Consider the following 20,460-nt stretch of genomic DNA (forward strand, 5'->3'; position numbering starts at 1 on the left):
CTACCCCTTGATCACGTTGTCGCGCGAACCGCCGGCGTAGATCGGGTTCCAGCCGAGATGTTCCCTGGTGACGAGCAGGCGGATCAGTTTGGGTTTCCGGGTGGATTCCTCCGCCTCCCAGACGGTCCAGTCCCCGCCGACGGGAACGTCCTGCCGTCGCGGATCGACGCCGTAGCCACCCTGGTTCCGCGAGTTGGGCTCGATGATCAGATAGGTGACCGTCATGCCGCGCCTCTCGATCTCCGGCACGACCTCGCCCACGGTCTTCCCGTCCACCCGGTAGCCGGCGAGCGCGCGGCCCTGGAGAGTCGCGATGCGATACGGAGGGTTCTCGATGATCTCGCTCTTCGCGTCGTCGGGCACGAGCACGCAGGGCGCCACCGGGTCCTTCATGAGGATCGTGCTGGTACTGGTCCCCCCGCCGGGCAGGGCCGTGAGGGTCCAGACGAAGGTCTGGCCGGGCTTGAACAGCCTGGTGTCGATCCGCATCTGCCAGCCCTCCTCCTCCCCCCGGATGTTCGTGGGCGGGTCGTAGAGGCCCTCGGGGATGTCCTTCACGTAGGCGGCGCGCGGCTCCCGGCACTTCTTTCCCGGAGGCGCGTAGTCGACGACGGCCGGGACTCCCAGGCCGCGCAACTGCTTCGTCAGCCCCGTGACGTCGCGGAAGTCGCGCACCTTGACCCACACGACCCCGTCGGAGTCCTTGGTCACTGCGTAGGAGGGTGTGCCGAGGGTTCCGTCGTCCAGCAGGCTCGGGCCGACGACGATGCCCGCGGCGGCCATGGCGGCGGCCAGGCCCAGAGCGAGCCGGCGTGGCCCGCGCCGCCCGGCCCGCGCCGGTGCGCCCGCGCCGCCTCCGGGCGGCTCGGCCGTGATCGAGGCCAGCAACGCCCGCGCCCCCGCGTCGGACGGGCGGCCGCCCGGCGTTCCCGGTTCGACCCGTGCCAACGGTCCGATGATCTCGTCGACGTCCTTCACAGTGACCTCCCCGCCGGCGCCAGCCGGCTCCGTGACGTGAGATGGACGCCCGCCTCGGCGAGCGCGCGGGAAAGGCGCCTTCGGGCGCGGTGGAGCCGGATGCGTACGGCGTTGCGCGACAGGCCGAGCGCGGTGGCGATCTCCTGCCGGCTCAGACCCTCCCAGGCGACCAGCGACAGCAACTCACGGTCGTCGTCGGACAGGCTCCGGAATGCCTCGCCGATCGCGGTCAGCTCGACCCCCCTCTCGGGGGAGTCTCCGTACAGGTCTGTCAGTTCGGCGTCGAGCGGGGCGCTGCGGGCCTGGCGGCGCACCTCGCCCCGGCGGTGGTTGGCCACCACCTTGCGGGCGACGCCGTACAGCCACAGGACGGCCTCGTCTCCCTGCGGTAAGTCGTCCAGCCGCCGCCACGCGACGGTGAAGACCTCGGCCACCACGTCGGCCGCGTCGTGTGGAGAGTCGCAGCGGCGCACCGCATAGGCCGTGAGCCGGCCGTACGTCTCCCGGTAGACCGCCTCGAACCTGGCCGACGGTTCGTCGTTCACGGGGGGTCCCAATGATCGTTTCCTTTGTCCGCGCGGGTATCGACATCCCTTCCATGTGCGGAGACCGCTCATCATTTCGCGCCGAAGATCTCCGCCCTCCCCGCAAAGGGCGGCGGGGGCGGGATCCGGGACAATGGGCCGGTGCCGGCACGCAGACTCGACCCCGCCAAGATCAGAGAGGCGCTCGACGCCCAGCTCGCCGATCTCGGACGGCCGCCCTACGACGGCCCGGCGACCATGGCGGCCGGCGCGTGTGTGGGGGCCGTGCTGGACGCCTTCGAGGCCGGGCGGGCGCCGGTCAGGGCCGCCGCCCGCGCCGCCGTACGGCACCTGCTGGAGGAACTGGCCGCGCGGGCACCGGGGCGGTCGGTGGAGGTGCGCGTCCCGCCGTACGCGGCCGTGCAGTGCGTGGAGGGGCCCCGGCACACGCGGGGCACCCCGCCCAACGTGATCGAGACCGATCCGCGGACCTGGCTCGAACTGGCCACCGGCCGCCTGTCCTGGGCCGACGCGACGGACGCCGGGAAGATCGCGGCCAGCGGCGCCCGAGCCGACCTGTCCGGGCTCCTGCCGCTGGCGTGAGTCACCGCGGGCGGCCGAGCCTGTCGTCGACGCAGCGCCGCGCGTCCTGCTGGGTGGGGTAGAGCCGGGAGTCGAAGCACTCGCCGAGGTGCCTGCTCTGGAACCAGTGGTAGAGCACCACGCCGAGGATCAGGGCGAGGACCAGGGTCAGCGCGTTCAGCACGACCCCGGCGGTGGCTCTGCCCCTGTTGGAGTTCCGGGTGATCGCCACGATGCCGATGACCAGTCCGACGACCGCCAGGACCGTCCCGGCGCCGCAGAACAGCAGCAGGACGAGCGAACAGATCCCGAGCACCAGCGCGGCCGTGCCGAGCCCTCCGCCGGGACTCCCATCGGGCCCGCCGCCCGGCCCGCCGGGTCCCCAGGGGCCGCCGCCGGGACCGCCCGGCCCCCAGGGGGGCGGCGGCAACGGCCCGCCGTACGGCGGGCTGCCCGGTGACTCACCGAAAGGGGGCTCGCCGTACGGCCCGCGCGGGGGCCCGGGGTCGCCGGGTCTCGCCACGATGCTCCCTCCCGTACGTGATTCTGGCCTCTGCCGCGGCCCTCAGGCTCTCCCGTAATCACCCTGTGAGCAGGGACGACACGGCAAAGAGCAGGTGCGGGTTCCGGCGTCCGGAGGGCATGCGCCGGTTTGAGCAGCGCCAACGCCCAAATAGACTTGGCTGTGTGTTGAAGGGCGACGGCCGGCTGGGCCATGACCTCGACCCCCAGGACCGCGCTCCGAAGGACGCCTGTGGCGTCTTCGGCGTATGGGCGCCTGGGGAGGACGTCTCCAAACTCACCTACTACGGCCTCTACGCGCTGCAGCACCGTGGACAGGAGTCCGCGGGCATCGCGGTCAGCGAGGGCAGCCGAATCCTCGTCTACAAGGACATGGGCCTGGTGGCCCAGGTCTTCGACGAGTCGATCCTCGGCACCCTGCGCGGGCATCTGTCGATCGGGCACTGCCGTTACTCCACGACGGGATCGAGCGTCTGGGAGAACGCGCAGCCGACGCTGAGCTCCACCGACGGCGGCGGGCTGGCGCTCGCCCACAACGGCAATCTGATCAACACCGCGCAGCTCGCCGAACGGCTCACGTCCGGCGCGATGCGGGCCACCACCGACACCGAGGTGCTCACCGCGCTGCTCGCGCAGGACGCCTCGCGCCCCGTCGACGACGTCGCGGCCGAACTGCTGCCGGAGGTCAAGGGCGCCTACTCGCTCGTCTGGATGAACGAGACCACTCTCTTCGCCGCCCGCGACCCGCAGGGCATCCGGCCGCTCGTGCTGGGCCGGCTGGAGCGCGGCTGGGTGGTCGCCTCCGAGACCGCGGCGCTCGACATCGTCGGCGCGTCGTTCATCCGCGAGATCGAGCCCGGCGAGATGCTGACGATCGACGAGCGCGGCGTGCGCTCGCGCCGCTTCGCGGTGGCCGAGCCCAAGGGCTGCCTGTTCGAGTACGTCTACCTCGCCCGGCCCGACACGACGATCGCCGGGCGCGGCGTGCAGTCCACCCGGGTCGAGGTCGGGCGCGTGCTCGCCCGCGAACACCCGGTGGAGGCCGACCTCGTCATCCCGACGCCCGAGTCCGGCACCCCGGCCGCCATCGGCTACGCCGAGGAGAGCGGCATCCCGTACGGCCAGGGCCTGGTGAAGAACTCCTACGTCGGCCGCACCTTCATCCAGCCGTCGCAGACCATCCGCCAGCTCGGCATCCGGCTCAAGCTCAACCCGCTGCGCGAGGTCATCGAGGGCAGGCGCCTGGTGGTCGTGGACGACTCGATCGTCCGCGGCAACACCCAGCGGGCGATCGTGAAGATGCTGCGCGAGGCGGGCGCCTCCGAGGTGCACGTCCGGATCTCCTCGCCGCCGGTCGCCTGGCCCTGCTTCTACGGCATCGACTTCGCCACCCGGGCGGAGCTGATCGCCGGGTCGCTGTCGGTGGAGGAGATCCGCTCCTCCCTCGGCGCCGACTCCCTCGGCTACATCTCGCTCGACGGGCTGACCCGGGCGACGACGCTGCCCGCCGACCGGCTCTGCCGCGCCTGCTTCACCGGTGAGTACCCCATCCCGATCGAGGACGACCGGGTGGGCAAGTTCGTGCTGGAGGCCCAACGATGACCAGCTACGCCGCCGCCGGCGTCGACATCGAGGCGGGCGACCGCGCGGTCGAGTTGATGAAGTCGCGGGTCGCGCGGTCGCGGCGGCCCGAGGTCGTGGACGACGCCAGCGGCTTCGCCGGGCTCTTCGACGCCTCCGCCTTCCTGCGCTACCGCCGGCCGCTGCTCGCCACGTCCACCGACGGCGTGGGCACCAAGGTCATGCTGGCCCAGCGGCTCGGCAAGCACGACACGATCGGCATCGACCTCGTCGGCATGGTGGTGGACGACCTCGTCGTGTGCGGGGCCGAGCCGCTGTTCATGACCGACTACATCGCCTGCGGGAAGGTGGTGCCGGAGCGCATCGCCGACATCGTGGGCGGCGTCGCCGAGGGCTGCCGGCTCGCCGGCTGCGCGCTGGTCGGCGGCGAGACCGCCGAGCACCCCGGCGCGATGGGACCCGACGAGTACGACCTCGCGGGCGCAGGCACCGGGGTCGTCGAGGCCGACGAGCTGCTCGGGCCCGACCGGGTCGTGCCGGGAGACGTGGTGCTCGGGCTGGCCTCCAGCGGCGTCCACTCGAACGGCTACTCGCTGGTCCGGCATGTGATCGCGAAGGCCGGGCTGGGCCTGGAGCAGGAGCTGCCCGAGCTGGGCCGCACGCTCGGCGAGGAACTGCTCACGCCGACTCGCGTCTACTCGCTCGACTGCCTGGCGCTCATCCGGGAGACCGAGGTGCACGCCCTCGCCCACATCACGGGCGGCGGGCTGGCTGCCAACCTGGCCAGGTCGCTGCCCGAGACGGCCGACGCCGTGCTCGACCGCGGCTCCTGGACGCCTCCCGCGATCTTCGAGGTGCTGGCCGGCCACGGCGGCGTGCCCCGGGAGGAGATGGACAGGACGTTCAACCTCGGCGTGGGCATGTGCGCGATCGTCCCGGCGGCGGAGGCCGACAGGGCGCTGGCGCTGTTGATCGGCCGCGGCCTGCCCGCCTGGGTGCTGGGCGAGATCGTCCCCGGAGAGGGGCAGGCGCGTTTCCGTCAGTGACCCCGCGTCGTGCGGCGGTCGTCCGGTGTGTGACACCTCTCACCGGATGCCCGCCGCCCACAAGGCACAAGGACCGGCGGCGAGGGCTCACCCCGGCTCCCTTCGCAGGGTGCCCGACAGCGGAGGGTGCCCGTCAGCGGAAGAACGCGGGCGTCATTCGAGTAAGCCGGGAACCGGCCGCCGTGGCAGGCCCGGGAGGCAGCTGTGGCAGCCTCGCGAGGCGAACGCGCGCACAACCGTGCGCACCGCCTCGCGTGAAGGCGCGTCCCCGATCGCGGACACGCTGGTCACCGCATATCAGTCAGCAACCCGGCGGGGGAACGATCCCCGCCGGGTCACTCAACTGGCGATCGGAAACGGCTCAACGCCGCCCGGGGCTGCCGTCGTCGCCGTCATCGTCGTCGACGGCCGCGTAATCGCTGTAGCGATCAGCCAACTCGTCGTAAGGGTCATGCTCGTCACTGTGGCCGGAATCGTCGGCGTCCACGACTCCGAGCTCCGCGCGCAGGCGCTCAAGATCCGTCCCGCCGCTGTTGTACTTCAGCTGACGGGCGACCTTGACCTGCTTGGCCTTGGCTCGGCCGCGCCCCATTGGCTCGACCCCCTCATGCGGGGTCGTGCCCGACCCCTCGTCACTAACGCACCGCGCACCGACGCCACCTGACTTCAGGCGTCAGTCTCTCGTTCGCCTATTACCGTACCTGGTTTGTGCGCCGCTCGGTACGTCGTAGGAGCGGCGGCGGTCAGCGCCGAAGCCAAATCCCCCTTAGCCGACCTATTTCGGACATTCTGCGCTCCGCCAGCCTGTCCGCGGCGACCGCGGGAGGCACCCCTTCCTCCTCCGCCGACCGGAAGATCTTGAGGGTCGTATCGAAGATCATGGCGGCCCGCGCGCGGGCGCGTTCCATGTCGAACCCCTCGATTTCGTCGGCCACCTGGATGACCCCGCCCGAGTTCACGACGTAGTCGGGGGCGTACAGCACGCCCCGCTCGGCGAGCTGCTTCTCGACGCCCGGATGCGTGAGCTGGTTGTTCGCGCCACCGCAGACGATCTTCGCTTTGAGCCGGGGGACGGTCTCGTCGTCCAGCGCTCCGCCGAGCGCACAGGGGGCGTACACGTCGATGTCGGACGCCACCAGCGTGGCGGCGTCGGGCACGACCTCGACGGCCGGATGGCGCTGCCGCACCCGCTCGACGGCCCGCTCGTCCACGTCGCAGACGACGACCTCGGCGTCGTCCTCGATCAGGTGGTCGACGAGCCGGCGGCCGACCTTGCCGACCCCCTCGACCCCGACCCGCCGGCCGCTCAGGGACGAGGTGCCGTACCTGTGGTCGGCGGCGGCCCGCATGCCCTGGAAGACCCCGAAGGCGGTGAGGATGGAGGAGTCTCCCGCACCGCCGTGCGCCGGGGTGCGGCCGGTGACGTAGGAGCACTCGCGCGCCACCATGTCCATGTCCTCGCTGTAGGTGCCCACGTCGCAGGCGGTGTAGTAGCGGCCGCCCAGCGACTGGACGAACCTGCCGTACGCGCGCAGGAGCGCCTCGCTCTTGTCGGCCGTGGGATCACCGATGATCACGGCCTTGCCGCCGCCGTGGTCGAGCCCGGCCAGCGCGTTCTTGTACGCCATGGCCCGGGAGAGGTTGAGGACGTCGGCGAGGGCGGCCTGCTCGCTCTCGTAGGGATAGAACCGGGTGCCGCCGAGCCCCGGCCCGAGGGCGGTGCTGTAGATCGCGATGATCGCGTAGAGGCCGCTGCGCTCGTCGGAGCAGAAGACGACCTGCTCGTGCCGTACCGGCTGAACGGGGTTGGCGCCGTCACCCGAGCCGGATTCCTTGTGGGACAGCCCGAAAACGTCGGTCACGGTGGTGACTCCTGATCGTGTACGCCGCCTCGTTGCGGCGATTCGGCACCAGCTTATCGGACCCGGCCAAGAAACGATCATGAAAAACCGGGACAGTGCTGCGCGTTCCTCCCCCGACATGGCACGATTCTGGTGTGCTCCCCTACGCCGCCTATCTCCGTGTGTACGAGCCGCTGACCGCTTTCACCCCTCAGGATCGGGCGCGGTGGGCCCGGTACGCAGGCTCACGCGACCGGCCGCGCCGGGCCGGCGCGCTCGAGGTCGAGCACGGCGAGGCGGTCCGCCGCCTGCTGAGCGTCCCGCCTCTGCCCGCGCCCGAGCGCGAGAGCCCCAACGCCTACCTGCGGCGGGTGGAGGAGACGCTCTACGTCTGCCCCTGGCAGAGCAGGCTCCGGTCGTGGCTGGCGTTCGCCTCCTTCCGGGGCGGCACGCCGGTCAAGCTGGCCTCCCGGTTCGTCCCCCAGGCCATCGCCGAGCAGACCGCCGACGACTTCGACCGGTTCAAGCGCGGGGATCAGTCCCTGCGCACCTATATCCGTGCGAGCACCTGGCACGTCCCGACCGCGTGGTTCGTGCCGTTCGACTCGGCCGAGCGCTGGCTCGTGCTGGGCTCGGAGCAGCCGGCCGAGCCCGCCTCGCAGACCACCGCCGCGCCGCCCAGGAACATGCTGTACGTCACCTCGATGGCGCAGGCCCGCCGCCGGGTGGCCCGGGCCCTGGTGGTGATCCGCCGGCACGTCGGGCAGGTCTCCGCGCTGACGGAGGTGGAGGACATCGGCCGCTGGCTGGAGGAGTTCCATCCCCACTCGCTCGTCGAGCTCGACTACGGCGGCCTCGTCCACCTCATGGACGACCGGACGCTCCAGGGCGACCAGTCCGTCGCGGAGATCGCCGCGGCCCTCGCGGGCCTGGACACGGGTCAGGAAGAACTTGCCTTCGCGATGTATCAGCGGGTGATTGTCCGCTGGAGGTCGATCCGCGCGCTCGAATCGGCAAACTGAGGGTCATCAACATGCCCCGACCTGCAGATTCTGGTCATGGGATAGTCGATCACACATCTACGAACTGAGTAGTTTGCCGTTTTCACTGCGATACCACGAAACGTGTCGCTAGAATCACCCAGCGTGACATCAACCCGTGGTCGAGACGTTGTGCCCGGAGGGCTCGCCAATCGCGCTACGTGGCTGTATGGTCACATCGGGTGATGCCGTAAATGATCCCAGAAACCGCACGTTTTTGGATCATTGACGGACATCCGTGACAGTGCCGCGCTGACAGCATTGTGCTGTACGGAGCGGCACGAGCGTCAGACAAGTCGGAGATCGCTGCCGACGGTCCACACGGAGGAGAGGCCGCACAAATGTCAGCTCGTACACCCGAGGCCGAGCCACTGCTCACCCCGGCGGAGGTCGCCACGATGTTCCGCGTCGACCCGAAGACCGTCACGCGGTGGGCGAAGGCGGGCAAGTTGACGTCGATCCGCACCCTCGGCGGTCACCGGCGGTACCGGGAGACCGAGGTCCGCGCACTGCTCGCGGGGATTCCGCAGCAGCGGTCCGAGTAGGACGTGGCCGCCGCGTCACGGGGGAACGACGGCGCGCTCGCGTCGGGGATGTGAGCGCGCCCACCATGCTCCCGTGACCAGTCACCGGTCACGGGATGAATCTGGGGCCGGCGCCGCCCGCCCGGCGCCTCCCCGCGCGCACGGTGTCCCGTGCGCCTTTCTTCCCTGCCGCCATGGTCAGCCGATCCTTACCGGCACGCCCGGAGCGGGCGTCTTCACTGTTCCGTACGGGGAACGCCGAGGCGCGCACCCGACCGTTCGGCGATCAGACCGCCCCGTTCGGCGATTGGCCTGATCCGGTTCAGCGGACCGTCTCGCCGTCCGGCACGAGTGCCGGAGGACTCAGTAACGTCCCCACTTCGGGGTCGTGCCCACCGGCCACCTCCAGGAGCGCGACCACCTGGCCCACCAGCAGCCGCTCCAGGTCTCGCCGCGCCATGTCGCGGTACTCCAGCCAGTCGAGCCCGGCCGTCTCCACCGACGCGATCCACGACCTCAGCGTGACGCGCAGCGCCGGGCCGGGCGTCTCGACGCCCAGCTCGTACGTGATCATGCGGAGCATGCGCTGCCGCACGCCGTCCACGATCTCGCCGCTCTCGCCCGCGCGGTTGGCCGGGCCACCCCTGAGCAGCGCGGCGAAGCCGGCCGCGTGCTCCTCCACGAAGTCGAAGTAACGCGTCAGGCCCACCGTGAGCCGCTCCAGGGGGCCGCCTTCGCTCTGCGGCTGCAGCCGCGCCTGCAACTCGGCGGCGGCGCTGCGCAGGGCCGCCACGTAGAGCTCCTGCTTGCCCCCGAAGTAGTGGTAAACGAGCGCCCGGGAGGCGCCCGCGATGACCGCCACGTCGTCGATCGAGACGTCCTCGGCGTCATGCCTGCTGAACAGCTCCAACGCGGCGGCGATGAGCTCTTCCCGCCGCCGGTCGACGCTCAGCCTGCGCCGCGCCGGCCGTGCGCCCTCCTCCGCCTGGCGTGTGGCACCCACATCCCGCACCCTAGCGAATCGTCCTCGTTATGGGGGGATCGGGCGGATCAAGGGTTGGCCCCGGAACCGCATCCGCGACAGGCGCCGTACCCACGTTCCGGCTACCCTTCCCACACCCGCTGGGAAGGAATGATCCCGCTTTAAGGCGCTCTTAAGGCGGTCAACCCGTACCCTCAGGGCAACTCGATCGTTTGGTGTGTCAGGTGCACGTCCACGCATCGTGGGGAGAACCATGTTAGGACCGTCCATGCAGACCACTGCCCGGAAAGACGCCGGGGTCGGGATACCCGACTGCGGACTGTCCGACGGGTTCAGCCCTCGGCCACGTCCCACGATCCGCAACGTGGCCGAACGCGCCGGCGTCTCCAAGTCGCTGGTGTCACTCGTACTGCGGGGTTCCCCGCACGTCAGCGAGCACCGCAGGGAAGCGGTGCTCCAGGCCGCCCGCGAGCTCGGCTACCGGCCGAACGCGGTGGCGCGCAGCCTGGTCGAGGGGCGCACCCACCTGGTGGGCGCTCTCGTGGCCGACCTGCACAACCCGTTCTACGCCGAGTTCCTCGACGGCCTGCAGGAGAGCCTGCACGGCGACGGGCTGCGGCTGCTGATCGGCAGCGGCCGCTGGGACCCGGCGTTCGAGGACGAGGCCGTGGAGGCCTTCCTGGAGCTGCGCGTGGACGGTCTCGTCCTCCTCGGCGTCGCGCCCTCCAGCGACACGCTGGCCGAGGCCGCGGCGTACACGCCGACCGTGGTGGTGGGCGAGCGCGACGTCGAACTCGACGGCGTGGACATCGTCGTCGACGACGACCAGTACGGCGCCCGCCTCGCCGTCGACCACCTCGTGGAGCAGGGCCACCGGCGCATCGCCCACATCGAGGGCGCTCCGTCGTCGGCCGCCCGCTGCCGCTGCGAGGGATACCTGGTGGCCATGCGCCGCCACGCGCTGGCGCCGTACATCATGGTCGAGCACGGCGACTTCAGCGAGGAGGGCGGCCGGCGCGCGGCGCTGGCGCTGCTGCGGCGCGAACCCCGCCCGACGGCGATCTTCGCGGCGAACGACATCGTGGCCATGGGCGTGCTGACCGCGGCGAGCGAGCTGGGCCTGCGGGTGCCGGAGGACCTGTCGGTCGTCGGGTACGACAACACGCACCTCGCGTCCGTCACCCACATCTCGCTGACCAGCGTGGACCAGCCCCGGCGGGCCATGGGCCGCTCGGCGGCGGCGCTGCTCAGCGACCGCATCACCGAGCCGGGCCAGACCGCGCGGCTGCGGCAGGTGACCCCCCCAGCTCGTCGTACGGCGCAGCACCGGTCCCGTGCCAAGCGAGGCCAAAAGCTAGGTCAACCGGCGACGTGTCCCCTCGCGGCCGGTGTTGACTGCGGCCGTGACGTCGGCCCCCCGGCGGGTCTCCGAATGGCTTCCCGCGGGCCGGCGACCGAGAATCGGGGGGATTCATGCGTGATCCTGAGTTGGTCTCCTGCGCCCAGCGGGCCGCGGTCGAGCTGGAGCGGGCCTGGGCGCACTGGCGGGAGAGCCGGGGGCTGGACGGCGAGGACGTCGCGGAGTCGGTGGCGAGCTACGTCGCCCACTCGATCGACCATCCGTGGGGACGGCCCCGCGTGGTGCTGGGCCTCGACGCCGAGGACGCCCGTGAGCTGGCCGCCCTCCTGCACCGGCAGGAGATCCCCGAGCCGGCCTGGATAGCCAGGTTCCCGGCATAACGGTCTGATCACGACCGCCTTCCGGTTAGGTTGGTGAGACCACACCTCCGGGAAGGGACTTCCAGCGTGATCAGACGCCCGCTCGCCGCCGCAGCCCTGGCCCTGTGCGGGTTCGGTGCCGCCGCCTGCGGCGGCGGTGAGGCCGCCGAGACGGGGGCCGCGCCCCCCGCCGCCTCTCCGCCGGCCACGGCCCGGGACACCGCCACCGGCACCGCCGACGGCACCGCGAGCGGCTCCGGGGACGCCTCTGCGGACAGCGCGGGGGACAGCACGCCGGCCGGCACAGCGGATGGCACAGCGGACGGGACCGGCGCCTCCGCCCCGGTCACCCGTACGGCGGCCGCGTCCGAGTCCGCCGCCAGGCCGCTGAGCGGGAAGACCGTGGTGATCGACCCGGGCCACAACGGGGGCAACTTCCGGCACACCCGGGAGATCAACCGGCAGGTGAACATCCTCACCCAGAGGAAGGCCTGCGACACCACCGGGACGTCGACCAACGACGGTTACACCGAGGCGGCCTTCACCCTGGACGTGTCCACCCGGCTCGCCCGGCTGCTCCGGGACCAGGGGGCCACGGTCAAGCTCACCCGGGCCGACAACGCCGGCTGGGGCCCGTGCATCAACCAGCGGGCCGCGATCGGGAACAGGGCGCACGCGGACGCCGCGATCTCCATCCACGGCGACGGCGCGGCGCCCGGCGCGCACGGGTTCCACGTCATCATGCCGAAGAAGATCGGCGGGCCGGTCGACCCGGTCGTCGGCGACTCCCAGGACCTCGGCCGGAAGGTCCGCGACGCCTTCCACAGCGGCACCGGTCTGCCGTACTCGACCTACATCGGCAGGCAGGCGCTGAACTACCGCAGCGACCTCGGCGGGCTCAACCTGTCGACCGTGCCGAAGATATTCATTGAGTGCGGGAACATGCGCAACGCCGGCGAGGCCCGCAAGTTCAGGGACGCGAGCTTCCGGCAGACCATCGCCGAGTCGCTGGCCAAGGGCCTCAAGGCCTACCTCACCACCCGGTAGAGAACCCCTGGGAGACCGGCATGGACCACCTGCTTCCCCTGCCTCGGTTGATCGAGACGGGCGCCGGATCGGCCGAGATCGCCGCCGGGGCCGTCGTGTCGGGGCCGGCCGACCTCCGCGACGCCGTACGGCTCGCGCTCGGCGTGCTCGATCCGCGGCCCGGCGAGGCCGCCACGGCGGCCCTGCGGGTGGAGGAGGACCCCCGGCTCGGGCCGGAGGCGTACGTGCTCACGATCGCCGGGGACGGCGTGCGCATCGCGGCCGGGGACCGGGCGGGCGCCTTCTACGCGGCGCAGACGCTGCGGCAGGCGCTGCCGGACGAGGCGTTCCGGTCGGCGCTCCCGCCCGGGACGAGCTGGACCATCCCCTGCGGCCGGGTGGCGGACGCGCCCGCCTTCGCCTGGCGCGGCACGCACCTCGACGTGGCCCGCAGCTTCCTGCCCAAGCGGGAGGTGCTCCGGATGATCGACCTGATGGCGTCGCACAAGCTGAACCGCCTCCATCTGCACCTGGCCGACGACCAGGGCTGGCGGGTGGAGAGCCGGGCGTTCCCGCTGCTGCACGAGGTGGGCGCGCACCGTCCCCGCACGGTCGTCAGTCACCACGGGGAGGACCTCGCCTTCGACGACGTCCCGCACGGCGGTCACTACACGCTCGCCGACCTGGCGGAGATCGCGGCCTACGCCCGCGCGCGGGCGGTCGTCGTCGTGCCGGAGATCGACGTGCCGGGACACGCCTCGGCCGTGCTGGCCGCCTATCCCGCGCTCGCGTCGCGGCCGGGCGAGCGCTATCGGGTGCTCGACCGGTGGGGCATCTCGCCGGCGATCCTCTCCCCGCTTCCGGCGACCGTCGACTTCCTGCTCACCGTCTTCGGCGAGATCGCCGGCGCCCTGGGCGAGGCGCCGTACTTCCACATCGGCGGGGACGAGTGCGTGCTGGACGACTGGGCCGCCTCGGCCGAGATCTCGGCGTACGGCGCGTCGCTGGGGCTGGAGAGCGCGGGCGACCTGCACGCGTGGTTCCTGCGGCGGCTCGCCGACGCGCTGGCCGAGCGCGGCAGCCGTGCGGTGGTGTGGGACGAGGCGTTCGTCAGCGGCGGGCTCAGGCCGGACACGATCGTGATGCCGTGGCGCGGCGAGCACGTCGCCCGGCGGGCCGCCGCGGCGGGGCACGACGTGGTGGCGACGCCCGTCTTCCCGATGTACTTCGACTACGCCGAGGCCGCCTCAGCGGAGGAGCCGACCGGCCTGGGCGACGCGATCACCGTGGCCGACGTGGCGGCGTTCGAACCGGCGCCCGCGTCGTGGCCGCCGGAGGCGCGGGCTCGGGTGATCGGAACGCAGTTCCAGCTGTGGAGCGAGCACATCCCGGACGGCCGCACCCTCGACTACCGCGCCTGGCCCCGGGGCTGCGCCGCCGCGGAGGTCGCGTGGACCGGCGGCCCGGCCGCGTCCGAGGACTTCGCACACCGTCTCGGCGGGCACCTCGGGCGGCTGGACGCGATCGGCGTCGAGTATCGCCCACTCTCGGGGCCCCGGCCCTGGCAGCGCGGCGGCGGCCGGCGGCGGCACCGCCCAGGCGTCGTCACCGTCCAGGAGGTCATGCGCCACCTGCACGAGCTGAGCCTCTCCGCCGACTCCACCCGCCCCAGCATGTGACTCCCCCGGCCTACGCCCCCGGTCCCCTCGGCGCCGGCGGCGCATTTCGGGGGGTCAGGTGCCGTCGAGGACCTCGGCCACGATGGCGGCGGCGATCTTCTCGGTGTCGAGGTCCCTGTGGGCCTCGATGACCTCCCGGATCCTGCTGGTCAGGCTCAGGTCGGCGTGGGCGGCGTCGCCGATGTGGTGGGCGGCCACCGCGAGGGCGGCGGCGAACTCGTAGGCGTCGTCCGGCCCGAGCCCCTGAGGGTCGATCTCGGCGAGAATGCGGGCGCCGTTCTTCGGCGAGACGCGGACCGTCCAGCCGCCGGACCGTGCGGCGACCGAGAGGGTGTCCTTCCGCAGCGCGGGCGGGAACAGGACGACGGCCATCCGGCCCGCCGCGGCGAGGATCCGCTCCGCGAGCCTCCGCACGTCCTTCTTGGCGACGACGATCCTCCCGGAGCGGTTGACGATGCTCACGAGATCACCGCTGTCGGCCACGGCGATCCTCTCGCCGTCGGCCTGGTCGTAGATGGCGCTCATGGGGGTGTCACGCTTACCAGTTCTCGTCGGGGCGGGCTGCGAGACGTCGCCCATGCATGATCTCGCACTTTTCCCCGGAAAAGATCGCGTTCGGCCCTTCCGCCCAGGAAGACCGGCCGAGTCACACCAGGGTGTAACCGGCCTCCTTCACGGCCTGGCGTACGGCGTCGTCGGTGACGTCGCCGGAGACCTCCAGGCGGCCGCTGCCGAGATCGACCTCGACGCCGGTGACGCCGGGGATCTCCCCGACCTCCTCCTTCACCGAGCTGACGCAGTGGCCGCAGGTCATGCCTTCGACGGTGTAGGTCTTCACGCTCATACGGTCTCCAGATCCGGGAAAACGGGGTTCAGGCGGTGCGGCCGATCACGTCGCGGACCGAGCGGTATCCGTGCCGCCGCAGCCGGCGGGCGAGTCGCCGGTTGATCCGGGACGGCCACAGCGGGCCCTCGTAGATCAGGCCGGTGTATCCCTGGACGAGGGTGGCCCCGGCGAGCAGCCGTTCCCACACATCGTCGACGTCCTCCACGCCGCCGACGGAGACGAGCGTGAGCCGGTCTCCGGCCTTCTGGTGCAGGCGGCGCAGCACTTCGAGCGAACGGGTCTTGAGCGGGCGCCCCGACAGCCCCCCGGTCTCGGTGCTGGAGACACCCGTACGGCTGATCGTGGTGTTGGTCGCGATGATTCCGGCGAGGCCGAGGTCGGCGGCGAGCTCGGCCACCGCGTCCACGTCCTCGTCGGCCAGGTCCGGCGCGATCTTCACGAGCAGCGGGGTGCGCCCGGCCGCCTCCTTCACCGCGGAGAGCAGCGGCCTCAGGCGGTCCACCGCCTGGAGGTCGCGCAGGCCCGGGGTGTTGGGCGAGCTGACGTTGACGACCAGGTAGTCGGCGAGCGACGCCAGCCTGCGGGCGCTGTCGACGTAGTCCCGCACGGCCTCCGACTCGGGCACCACCTTGGTCTTGCCGATGTTCACCCCGACCACCGCCGGGAGATGGCGCACCCGGCGCAGCCGGGTGGCGGCGGCCGCCGCTCCCGCGTTGTTGAAGCCCATCCGGTTGATGACCGCGCGGCTCTCGGGCAGCCGGAACAGCCGCGGGCGCGGGTTGCCCGGCTGGGCGTGCGCGGTGATCGTGCCGACCTCGACGTGCCCGAAGCCGATCGCCGAGAGCGGCTCGACGCAGCGGGCGTCCTTGTCGAACCCGGCGGCGAGCCCGAACGGGGAGGGGAAGTGGACGCCGAACGCCTGGACGCGCAGCGACTCCGCCCGCGGCGCGAGCAGCCGGTGCAGCAGCCGCGTGAGGGGCGGGAACATCCCGAGCAGGCGCAGCAGCCTGATCGTGAGATGGTGGGCGGCCTCGGCGTCGAGGCGGCTCAGGACCTGCGTGAACACGAGTCGATACATCACGGCCAGACTATCGTCCGGACGCCGTGCGTCCGGCCCGCGCCTCCCGGTTCCGGCGGGTCAGTTGAGCCGCGGGCGGCCCTGGGCGGTGGGCTGGACGAGCGGCACGCGCCTCGCCACCCGGATGGACAGCGCGGCGTCGAAGCCCAGCAGCCGCAGCAGGCGCAGCGGACTTCTGCCGGGGTGACGGAAGGTCACGCTGCCGCCCCAGCTCCGCACGCGCTCGTCGGCCCACACCAGGCTCCGGGCGCCCGCGCAGTCCAGGAAGCCGACCCCGGACAGGTCGACCTCGACGTGCCCGGGCCGGTGGGTCCCGATCACCTGGCCCAGGCACGCGCGGAACTCCGGCGCCCCCGACACGTCGAGGTCGCCGCTCAGGATGAGCCCGAGGCCCGCCTCAGACGACGTGGTCCGGATTCGCAACATTCCTCGGGCCCTGCTCGCCCAGCAGCTCCGCCGCGAGCTCGGATACCTTCCGCCTGTTGTCCCTGGCCTGCTTGCGCAGTCCCGTGAACGCCTGTGACGCCGTCAGGTCGTGCTTGCCCATGAGATAACCGATGGCCCGCTCGATCACCACCCGGTAGTCCAGGGCGTACTGGAGCTGGTCGGCGAGCACCGCCTTCTCGTCCGCCTCCATGGACGCCACCAGGACCTGCTCGATCACGTGCGCGTACGCGTGGAGGGCCTGGGTGTCGTTCTCCTGCCACTCGTGCGGCGCGTCCTGGTAGACGTTCAGGGTGCCCACGGGCACACCACCGAGCCGGATCGGCACCCCCGCCACACCGCGCACCTCGGGGTGCAACAGATCACGCAGGGCCGGCCACCTCTGGTCGGCCCGCACGTCGACCGTCGTCACCGCGGTGTCCCCCACGTACGCCGCCACGCACGGGCCCTGGCCCGTCACCGCCTGGGCCCGTTCGAGGCTGCGGCCGCGCTCGTCCGTCGCGAAGAGGTAACGCAGGGTGCGATCCTCCTCGGCGAACATCAGGCCGGCGCCGGAGTACCCGAAAAGCCGATCGACCACTTGGACGATTCGCTCAAGGTGGTGCACGATCCCGGTCGCCGACCTGTCCTTCTGCAGACGTCGTAGGCTGGCGACAAGAGCCTCAGGATCGATATGGGTCATTCCGTATCCTCTCGTGAACCTCACCTCGCACCGTCGTGGCCGTGGGGGAGGTGGCGATTCGGCCATCACAACTGCCCTGAAGGGGCGCGATCAGTCCTGCTCTCTGCCAGGACCTGCAGAACGATGACCATCAGCTCACCGAGGCGGGATCCGGCTTCCACCTCTGTGTGCTCCCAGATGTGCCCCGCCCGGGCGTAGAAGTCCAGGACGCCGATGAGCTCCCCGCCCTCGATGAGCGGTACGGAGAGGACGGCCCGGACCGGGAGTGCGTGGACGGCCACGTGCGGGAACCCCAGGGGGCGATCGGCGTGCAGATCCTGGATCGCGACGAGACCGCCGCTCGCGGCGCTCGCGATGGCCGGGCCGTCGCCCACGTGCTCCTGGGCGGACTCCAGCAGGACCCCGGCGTCGTCGGTCGCACCGATCGCGCGGAGGCGGTCCTGTGCGTCGAGGAGCATCAACGCGGCGCCGTCCACGCCGAACAGGCCTGCCATGCCGGTGAGGACGTTCTCCAACACCGACGACGCGTCCGATGCCATCGCGAGCCCACTCTCAAATGATCAAGCGGCCGCGGACACAGGGCGGATTGCCCCTAAGCCTAGTGGGCTGTGAGCAGTGGAATCCAGGTGATCCTCAGGGTTGGCCGACAGGCCGCTCCGGCGGTCGGGACGGACACGAAAAACCGCCCTCCCGTACGGCCCGGCGGGAGCCGTACGGGAGGGCGGATGGCGGGCCGGGACGACCCGGGCGTCAGTGCTTGGCCTTCTTCCCCTCGGGGGTGACGGCGTGCCACTCGCCGCCGAAGTCGCGGACGTTCTGGCCGGTCACGTCCCCGGCCTTCCGGTCCTTGGCGTAGTAGTACAGCGGGTGCTTGTTGTAGGTCACCTGGGTGTAGCCCTCCGGCCGTCTGATCGTGCCCAGCAGGTCCGCGCGCACTCCCGAGCCGGCCTGGGGCGTGCCCGCGGTGAGCACCGGCGGCCAGGCCGCGGCGCAGGCCTGGGTGCAGGCGGAGACGCCGCCCTTGTCCTTGGTGAACAGGTAGACCGTCCGGCCGTCCACGCCGGCCAGCACGGTGCCGAGCGAGGTGGACGCCGCGTCGAGGCGCGCGGGACCGGTCGGGGTCGCCTGGACGGGAGAGGTCGGTGTCGCCGGGACTCCGGTGCTCGGCGCGACCGTCCCCGAGGGATACTCGGAGGGCTCCGCCGTGGTCGTCTCGTTGGCCTGGTCGTTGGCGACCCGGTTCGCCTCGTTGTCGCCGGCACCGCCGCATCCGGCGGCCAGCAGGCTGAGCGCGACCGCGCCGGTATACAGCAGTTTCCTCATGTTGGGCCTCCTCGGAAGTGGGCGAGTCGGCTCCAAGGACACACGCGGCGCCGGTGCCCCCGCCGTCGGACGCCAAGATCGGGGACAGGCCTTTGCCGTTCCGTGGGTTCCGCCGCACCGATCTCCCGCCCGTTCGGGGCGAATCAGCGACCAATGCGGATGAACCGCCAGAAATCGGAGTAAGCCGTACGGGCGCGGCAGTGCGCCCCGACACGCGAACCGATCGCGGGGAGGTGCCGAGGTCACCGGCGCGTGCGATGCGATGCTGAGGCTGAGACGCCCGTCAGCGCAGCCGTCCGGCCACGGGGGTGCGGCGTCCCACGGCGAACCGCCCCCCCCTTCGCCTGATCTCGCGACAGACAAGGAGCATCCGGATGGCCGAGCGCACGCGACCGCCCACCGTCGAACCGTCCGACCTGAGGCGCCGCCTCGGCCGTACGGGGGTGTGGCTGTTCTCGCTGTCGAGAACGGCGACCGCGGACGAGGCCAGAACGGCCGCGGCGGAGATCGAGCGGCTCGGATACCCGGCGCTCTGGGTGGGCGAGTCCCCGGACGGGCGGGAGGCGTTCACGAACGCGGCGCTCCTGCTGTCGGCCGCCGAGCGGCTGCACGTGGCGACGGGCATCGCGAACATCTACGGCCGGGACGCGGTGGCCGCGGCCAACGGCGCCGCGACCTTGGCCGAGGCGTGGGGGTACCGATTCGTGCTCGGCCTCGGTGTGAGCCACAAGCCGCTGGTCGCCCCTCGCGGCCACGAATACTCCGCGCCGCTCGAGTACATGCGGGACTACCTCGACGGGATGGACCAGGCGTCGTTCGGCGTGCCGCTGGCGGAGAGGCCGCCCCGGGTGCTGGCGGCGCTGCGCCGCCGGATGCTCGAACTGGCGGCGCAGCACGCCCAGGGGGCGCACACGTACTTCGTGCCGCCCGAGCACACCGCGAAGGCGCGCGAGATCCTCGGCCCGGACCCGGTTCTCGTCCCGGAGCAGGCCGTGGTGGTCGAGACCGACGCCGGCCGCGCCCGGGAGATCGCCCGCGAGTACGCCGCCTTCTACCTCTCCCTGCCCAACTACGTGAACAATCTCCGCGAGCTGGGCTTCTCCGACACCGACGTCGACGGCGGGGGAAGCGACCGGCTCATCGACGCGATCGTGGCCTGGGGCGAGCCGGAGGCGATCGCCGAGCGTGTCCGCGCCCACCACGATGCGGGGGCGGACCACGTGTGCGTCCAGCCGCTGGCGGGCTCGGCCGGCGCCCAGGTCGAGCACCTGCGGCTGCTGGCCCCCGCCCTCCTGGGATGACGGCGTGACCGCGGCGACTCCCGGGCGGGGGCGCGGAGAGCATGGCGGGCAGAACGGGCAGAGCGGGCAGAGCGGGCAGGACCCTCTGGCACCGCCGGACCCGACGTGCCTGGAGGCGTGGATACGCCAGGTCCTCGGCCTGGCCGGCGCCCGGGCATCCGCGTTCACCCCGCCCCTGCCGCCCACCCCGTCCGCCGGCCTGGGCCACCCGGGCCATCCGGGCCACCCGGGGGACGCGGACGGCCCGGGCCCCGGCTGGGAGGCCGAGTAGCCCGAACAGGCCGGGCAGTCGGGCACGTTGGGCATGCCGGGCAGGGGGTCAGGCGGCCTGGCGGCGCACCTGGTCGGCGAGGCGTTCGAGACTCTCGTCGAGGGCCCGCTCGACCGCCTCGGCGGGCGGTGTGTGCCCTTCGTCGAAGAAGGACAGGTGGACCGTGACGTCGCTGCTGTCGTCGTCGATGCCGGCCACCTGCAGCCAGCCGGCGTACCGGTCGACGTCCCGGGTGCCCCACTCCATGCGCAGCTGGTCCTGCTCGGCCCGCAGCAGTGCGCGTTCGTCCTCCCCCGTCTGGTCCTCGTGGACGGTGACCGCGGGCGGCTCCTCCTCGCGCACGTGCAGTTCGCGCGGCATCCACAGATCAAGACTGCCGACGTCGCTCGCCTGCCGGAAGACCTGGTCGGCCGGGGCAGGCATCCTGCGGGAACGCTCGAATTCGCTCATGGTCGGTCATTCCTCCCTGT

The 20,460-nt window shown here is 71.9% G+C and carries 24 protein-coding genes; 10 read left to right on the forward strand and 14 right to left on the reverse strand.

Annotated features, from left to right (window positions below; all coding sequences use genetic code 11):
* Both OG344_RS05960 and OG344_RS05965 read right to left on the reverse strand, forming a co-directional pair.
* The gene (locus OG344_RS05960) at window positions 1-978 is read right to left on the reverse strand and encodes a hypothetical protein (protein WP_405087323.1); all 978 of its coding nucleotides are present in this window, start codon (window positions 976-978) and stop codon (window positions 1-3) included.
* Window positions 975-1,523: an RNA polymerase sigma factor gene (locus OG344_RS05965; protein ID WP_405087324.1), complete on the reverse strand. Its 549-nt coding sequence runs from the start codon at window positions 1,521-1,523 to the stop codon at window positions 975-977. The genes OG344_RS05960 and OG344_RS05965 overlap by 4 nt, the downstream gene beginning before the upstream one ends.
* Before the next feature lie 141 nt (window positions 1,524-1,664).
* Here OG344_RS05965 and OG344_RS05970 point away from each other — a divergent pair, with 141 nt between their 5' ends.
* On the forward strand, window positions 1,665-2,105 hold the full coding sequence (locus OG344_RS05970) for a sterol carrier family protein (RefSeq protein WP_405087325.1): 441 nt from the start codon (window positions 1,665-1,667) through the stop codon (window positions 2,103-2,105).
* 1 nt (window position 2,106) lies between these two features.
* Here OG344_RS05970 and OG344_RS05975 read toward each other — a convergent pair whose 3' ends face one another.
* The gene (locus OG344_RS05975) at window positions 2,107-2,607 is read right to left on the reverse strand and encodes a hypothetical protein (RefSeq protein WP_405087326.1); all 501 of its coding nucleotides are present in this window, start codon (window positions 2,605-2,607) and stop codon (window positions 2,107-2,109) included.
* A 164-nt stretch (window positions 2,608-2,771) separates the two neighbouring features.
* Between OG344_RS05975 and purF the strand changes: the two genes are divergently transcribed.
* Together purF and purM are read left to right on the forward strand one after the other, a co-directional pair.
* A complete protein-coding gene (gene purF / locus OG344_RS05980) occupies window positions 2,772-4,208 on the forward strand; it encodes an amidophosphoribosyltransferase (protein WP_405087327.1) in 1,437 nt (478 codons plus the stop codon).
* Complete coding sequence (purM, locus tag OG344_RS05985) at window positions 4,205-5,233, forward strand: phosphoribosylformylglycinamidine cyclo-ligase (RefSeq protein ID WP_327048252.1); 1,029 nt, start codon at window positions 4,205-4,207, stop codon at window positions 5,231-5,233. The genes purF and purM overlap by 4 nt, the downstream gene beginning before the upstream one ends.
* A gap of 361 nt (window positions 5,234-5,594) precedes the next feature.
* Here the strand turns inward: purM and OG344_RS05990 are convergent, their stop codons facing one another.
* Window positions 5,595-5,825 carry a DUF3073 domain-containing protein gene (locus OG344_RS05990; protein WP_117410310.1) on the reverse strand — a complete coding sequence of 77 codons (231 nt, stop codon included), beginning with the start codon at window positions 5,823-5,825 and terminating at the stop codon, window positions 5,595-5,597.
* Window positions 5,826-5,976: 151 nt separating this feature from the next.
* Window positions 5,977-7,095 (reverse strand): Leu/Phe/Val dehydrogenase, encoded by a 1,119-nt coding sequence (locus OG344_RS05995; protein ID WP_405087328.1) that lies wholly within the window; start codon window positions 7,093-7,095, stop codon window positions 5,977-5,979.
* 134 nt (window positions 7,096-7,229) lie between these two features.
* Between OG344_RS05995 and OG344_RS06000 the strand changes: the two genes are divergently transcribed.
* Both OG344_RS06000 and bldC read left to right on the forward strand, forming a co-directional pair.
* The gene (locus OG344_RS06000) at window positions 7,230-8,096 is read left to right on the forward strand and encodes a hypothetical protein (protein WP_405087329.1); all 867 of its coding nucleotides are present in this window, start codon (window positions 7,230-7,232) and stop codon (window positions 8,094-8,096) included.
* 359 nt (window positions 8,097-8,455) lie between these two features.
* Window positions 8,456-8,659, forward strand: a complete 204-nt coding sequence (bldC, locus tag OG344_RS06005) for a developmental transcriptional regulator BldC (protein ID WP_013133571.1) — start codon at window positions 8,456-8,458, stop codon at window positions 8,657-8,659.
* Between the two features lie 301 nt (window positions 8,660-8,960).
* Here bldC and OG344_RS06010 read toward each other — a convergent pair whose 3' ends face one another.
* Complete coding sequence (locus OG344_RS06010; protein ID WP_405087330.1) at window positions 8,961-9,641, reverse strand: TetR/AcrR family transcriptional regulator; 681 nt, start codon at window positions 9,639-9,641, stop codon at window positions 8,961-8,963.
* A 343-nt stretch (window positions 9,642-9,984) separates the two neighbouring features.
* Here OG344_RS06010 and OG344_RS06015 point away from each other — a divergent pair, with 343 nt between their 5' ends.
* The 3 genes from OG344_RS06015 to OG344_RS06025 all read left to right on the forward strand — a co-directional run bounded on the left by OG344_RS06015 (window position 9,985) and on the right by OG344_RS06025 (window position 14,044).
* Window positions 9,985-11,343, forward strand: coding sequence for a substrate-binding domain-containing protein (locus tag OG344_RS06015; RefSeq protein WP_405087331.1), 1,359 nt, complete (start codon window positions 9,985-9,987; stop codon window positions 11,341-11,343).
* A gap of 83 nt (window positions 11,344-11,426) precedes the next feature.
* Complete coding sequence (locus OG344_RS06020; protein WP_405087332.1) at window positions 11,427-12,386, forward strand: N-acetylmuramoyl-L-alanine amidase; 960 nt, start codon at window positions 11,427-11,429, stop codon at window positions 12,384-12,386.
* A gap of 20 nt (window positions 12,387-12,406) precedes the next feature.
* Entirely contained in the window at window positions 12,407-14,044 is a 1,638-nt protein-coding gene (locus tag OG344_RS06025) for a beta-N-acetylhexosaminidase (protein ID WP_405087333.1), read from the forward strand.
* Between the two features lie 54 nt (window positions 14,045-14,098).
* Here the strand turns inward: OG344_RS06025 and OG344_RS06030 are convergent, their stop codons facing one another.
* From OG344_RS06030 to OG344_RS06060, 7 genes are all read right to left on the reverse strand, one after another.
* Complete coding sequence (locus tag OG344_RS06030) at window positions 14,099-14,569, reverse strand: hypothetical protein (protein ID WP_405087334.1); 471 nt, start codon at window positions 14,567-14,569, stop codon at window positions 14,099-14,101.
* Between the two features lie 121 nt (window positions 14,570-14,690).
* A complete protein-coding gene (locus tag OG344_RS06035; RefSeq protein WP_327048261.1) occupies window positions 14,691-14,888 on the reverse strand; it encodes a cation transporter in 198 nt (65 codons plus the stop codon).
* Window positions 14,889-14,916: 28 nt separating this feature from the next.
* A complete protein-coding gene (locus tag OG344_RS06040; RefSeq protein WP_405087335.1) occupies window positions 14,917-15,969 on the reverse strand; it encodes a quinone-dependent dihydroorotate dehydrogenase in 1,053 nt (350 codons plus the stop codon).
* Between the two features lie 60 nt (window positions 15,970-16,029).
* On the reverse strand, window positions 16,030-16,395 hold the full coding sequence (locus OG344_RS06045) for an STAS domain-containing protein (protein ID WP_405087336.1): 366 nt from the start codon (window positions 16,393-16,395) through the stop codon (window positions 16,030-16,032).
* A complete protein-coding gene (locus OG344_RS06050) occupies window positions 16,367-17,095 on the reverse strand; it encodes an ANTAR domain-containing protein (RefSeq protein ID WP_405087337.1) in 729 nt (242 codons plus the stop codon). Before OG344_RS06050 ends, OG344_RS06045 begins: the two co-directional genes overlap by 29 nt.
* 65 nt (window positions 17,096-17,160) lie before the next feature.
* On the reverse strand, window positions 17,161-17,634 hold the full coding sequence (locus OG344_RS06055; protein ID WP_405087338.1) for a GAF domain-containing protein: 474 nt from the start codon (window positions 17,632-17,634) through the stop codon (window positions 17,161-17,163).
* 211 nt (window positions 17,635-17,845) lie between these two features.
* Window positions 17,846-18,418, reverse strand: coding sequence for a hypothetical protein (locus OG344_RS06060; RefSeq protein WP_405087339.1), 573 nt, complete (start codon window positions 18,416-18,418; stop codon window positions 17,846-17,848).
* Between the two features lie 374 nt (window positions 18,419-18,792).
* On the opposite strand from OG344_RS06060, the gene OG344_RS06065 reads away from it, so the two are divergent.
* Together OG344_RS06065 and OG344_RS06070 are read left to right on the forward strand one after the other, a co-directional pair.
* Window positions 18,793-19,719 (forward strand): TIGR03620 family F420-dependent LLM class oxidoreductase, encoded by a 927-nt coding sequence (locus tag OG344_RS06065; protein ID WP_327048267.1) that lies wholly within the window; start codon window positions 18,793-18,795, stop codon window positions 19,717-19,719.
* Between the two features lie 4 nt (window positions 19,720-19,723).
* Window positions 19,724-19,990, forward strand: a complete 267-nt coding sequence (locus OG344_RS06070) for a hypothetical protein (RefSeq protein ID WP_405087340.1) — start codon at window positions 19,724-19,726, stop codon at window positions 19,988-19,990.
* 48 nt (window positions 19,991-20,038) lie between these two features.
* Here the strand turns inward: OG344_RS06070 and OG344_RS06075 are convergent, their stop codons facing one another.
* Entirely contained in the window at window positions 20,039-20,440 is a 402-nt protein-coding gene (locus OG344_RS06075; protein ID WP_405087341.1) for an SRPBCC family protein, read from the reverse strand.
* Window positions 20,441-20,460 lie beyond the last annotated feature (20 nt).

It is taken from the genome of Microbispora sp. NBC_01389 (genome assembly GCF_045040095.1).
Classification (GTDB): domain Bacteria; phylum Actinomycetota; class Actinomycetes; order Streptosporangiales; family Streptosporangiaceae; genus Microbispora.

Bases quoted from the DNA above. Each gene is read 5' to 3' on its own strand.
- OG344_RS06050 (WP_405087337.1), bottom strand. From the start codon at position 17,095: ATGACCCATATCGATCCTGAGGCTCTTGTCGCCAGCCTACGACGTCTG.
- OG344_RS06045 (WP_405087336.1), bottom strand. From the start codon at position 16,395: ATGTTGCGAATCCGGACCACGTCGTCTGAGGCGGGCCTCGGGCTCATC.
- OG344_RS06040 (WP_405087335.1), bottom strand. From the start codon at position 15,969: ATGTATCGACTCGTGTTCACGCAGGTCCTGAGCCGCCTCGACGCCGAG.
- OG344_RS06065 (WP_327048267.1), top strand. From the start codon at position 18,793: ATGGCCGAGCGCACGCGACCGCCCACCGTCGAACCGTCCGACCTGAGG.
- OG344_RS06060 (WP_405087339.1), bottom strand. From the start codon at position 18,418: ATGAGGAAACTGCTGTATACCGGCGCGGTCGCGCTCAGCCTGCTGGCC.
- OG344_RS06075 (WP_405087341.1), bottom strand. From the start codon at position 20,440: ATGAGCGAATTCGAGCGTTCCCGCAGGATGCCTGCCCCGGCCGACCAG.
- purM (WP_327048252.1), top strand. From the start codon at position 4,205: ATGACCAGCTACGCCGCCGCCGGCGTCGACATCGAGGCGGGCGACCGC.
- OG344_RS06035 (WP_327048261.1), bottom strand. From the start codon at position 14,888: ATGAGCGTGAAGACCTACACCGTCGAAGGCATGACCTGCGGCCACTGC.
- OG344_RS06025 (WP_405087333.1), top strand. From the start codon at position 12,407: ATGGACCACCTGCTTCCCCTGCCTCGGTTGATCGAGACGGGCGCCGGA.
- bldC (WP_013133571.1), top strand. From the start codon at position 8,456: ATGTCAGCTCGTACACCCGAGGCCGAGCCACTGCTCACCCCGGCGGAG.
- OG344_RS06030 (WP_405087334.1), bottom strand. From the start codon at position 14,569: ATGAGCGCCATCTACGACCAGGCCGACGGCGAGAGGATCGCCGTGGCC.
- OG344_RS05990 (WP_117410310.1), bottom strand. From the start codon at position 5,825: ATGGGGCGCGGCCGAGCCAAGGCCAAGCAGGTCAAGGTCGCCCGTCAG.
- OG344_RS06055 (WP_405087338.1), bottom strand. From the start codon at position 17,634: ATGGCATCGGACGCGTCGTCGGTGTTGGAGAACGTCCTCACCGGCATG.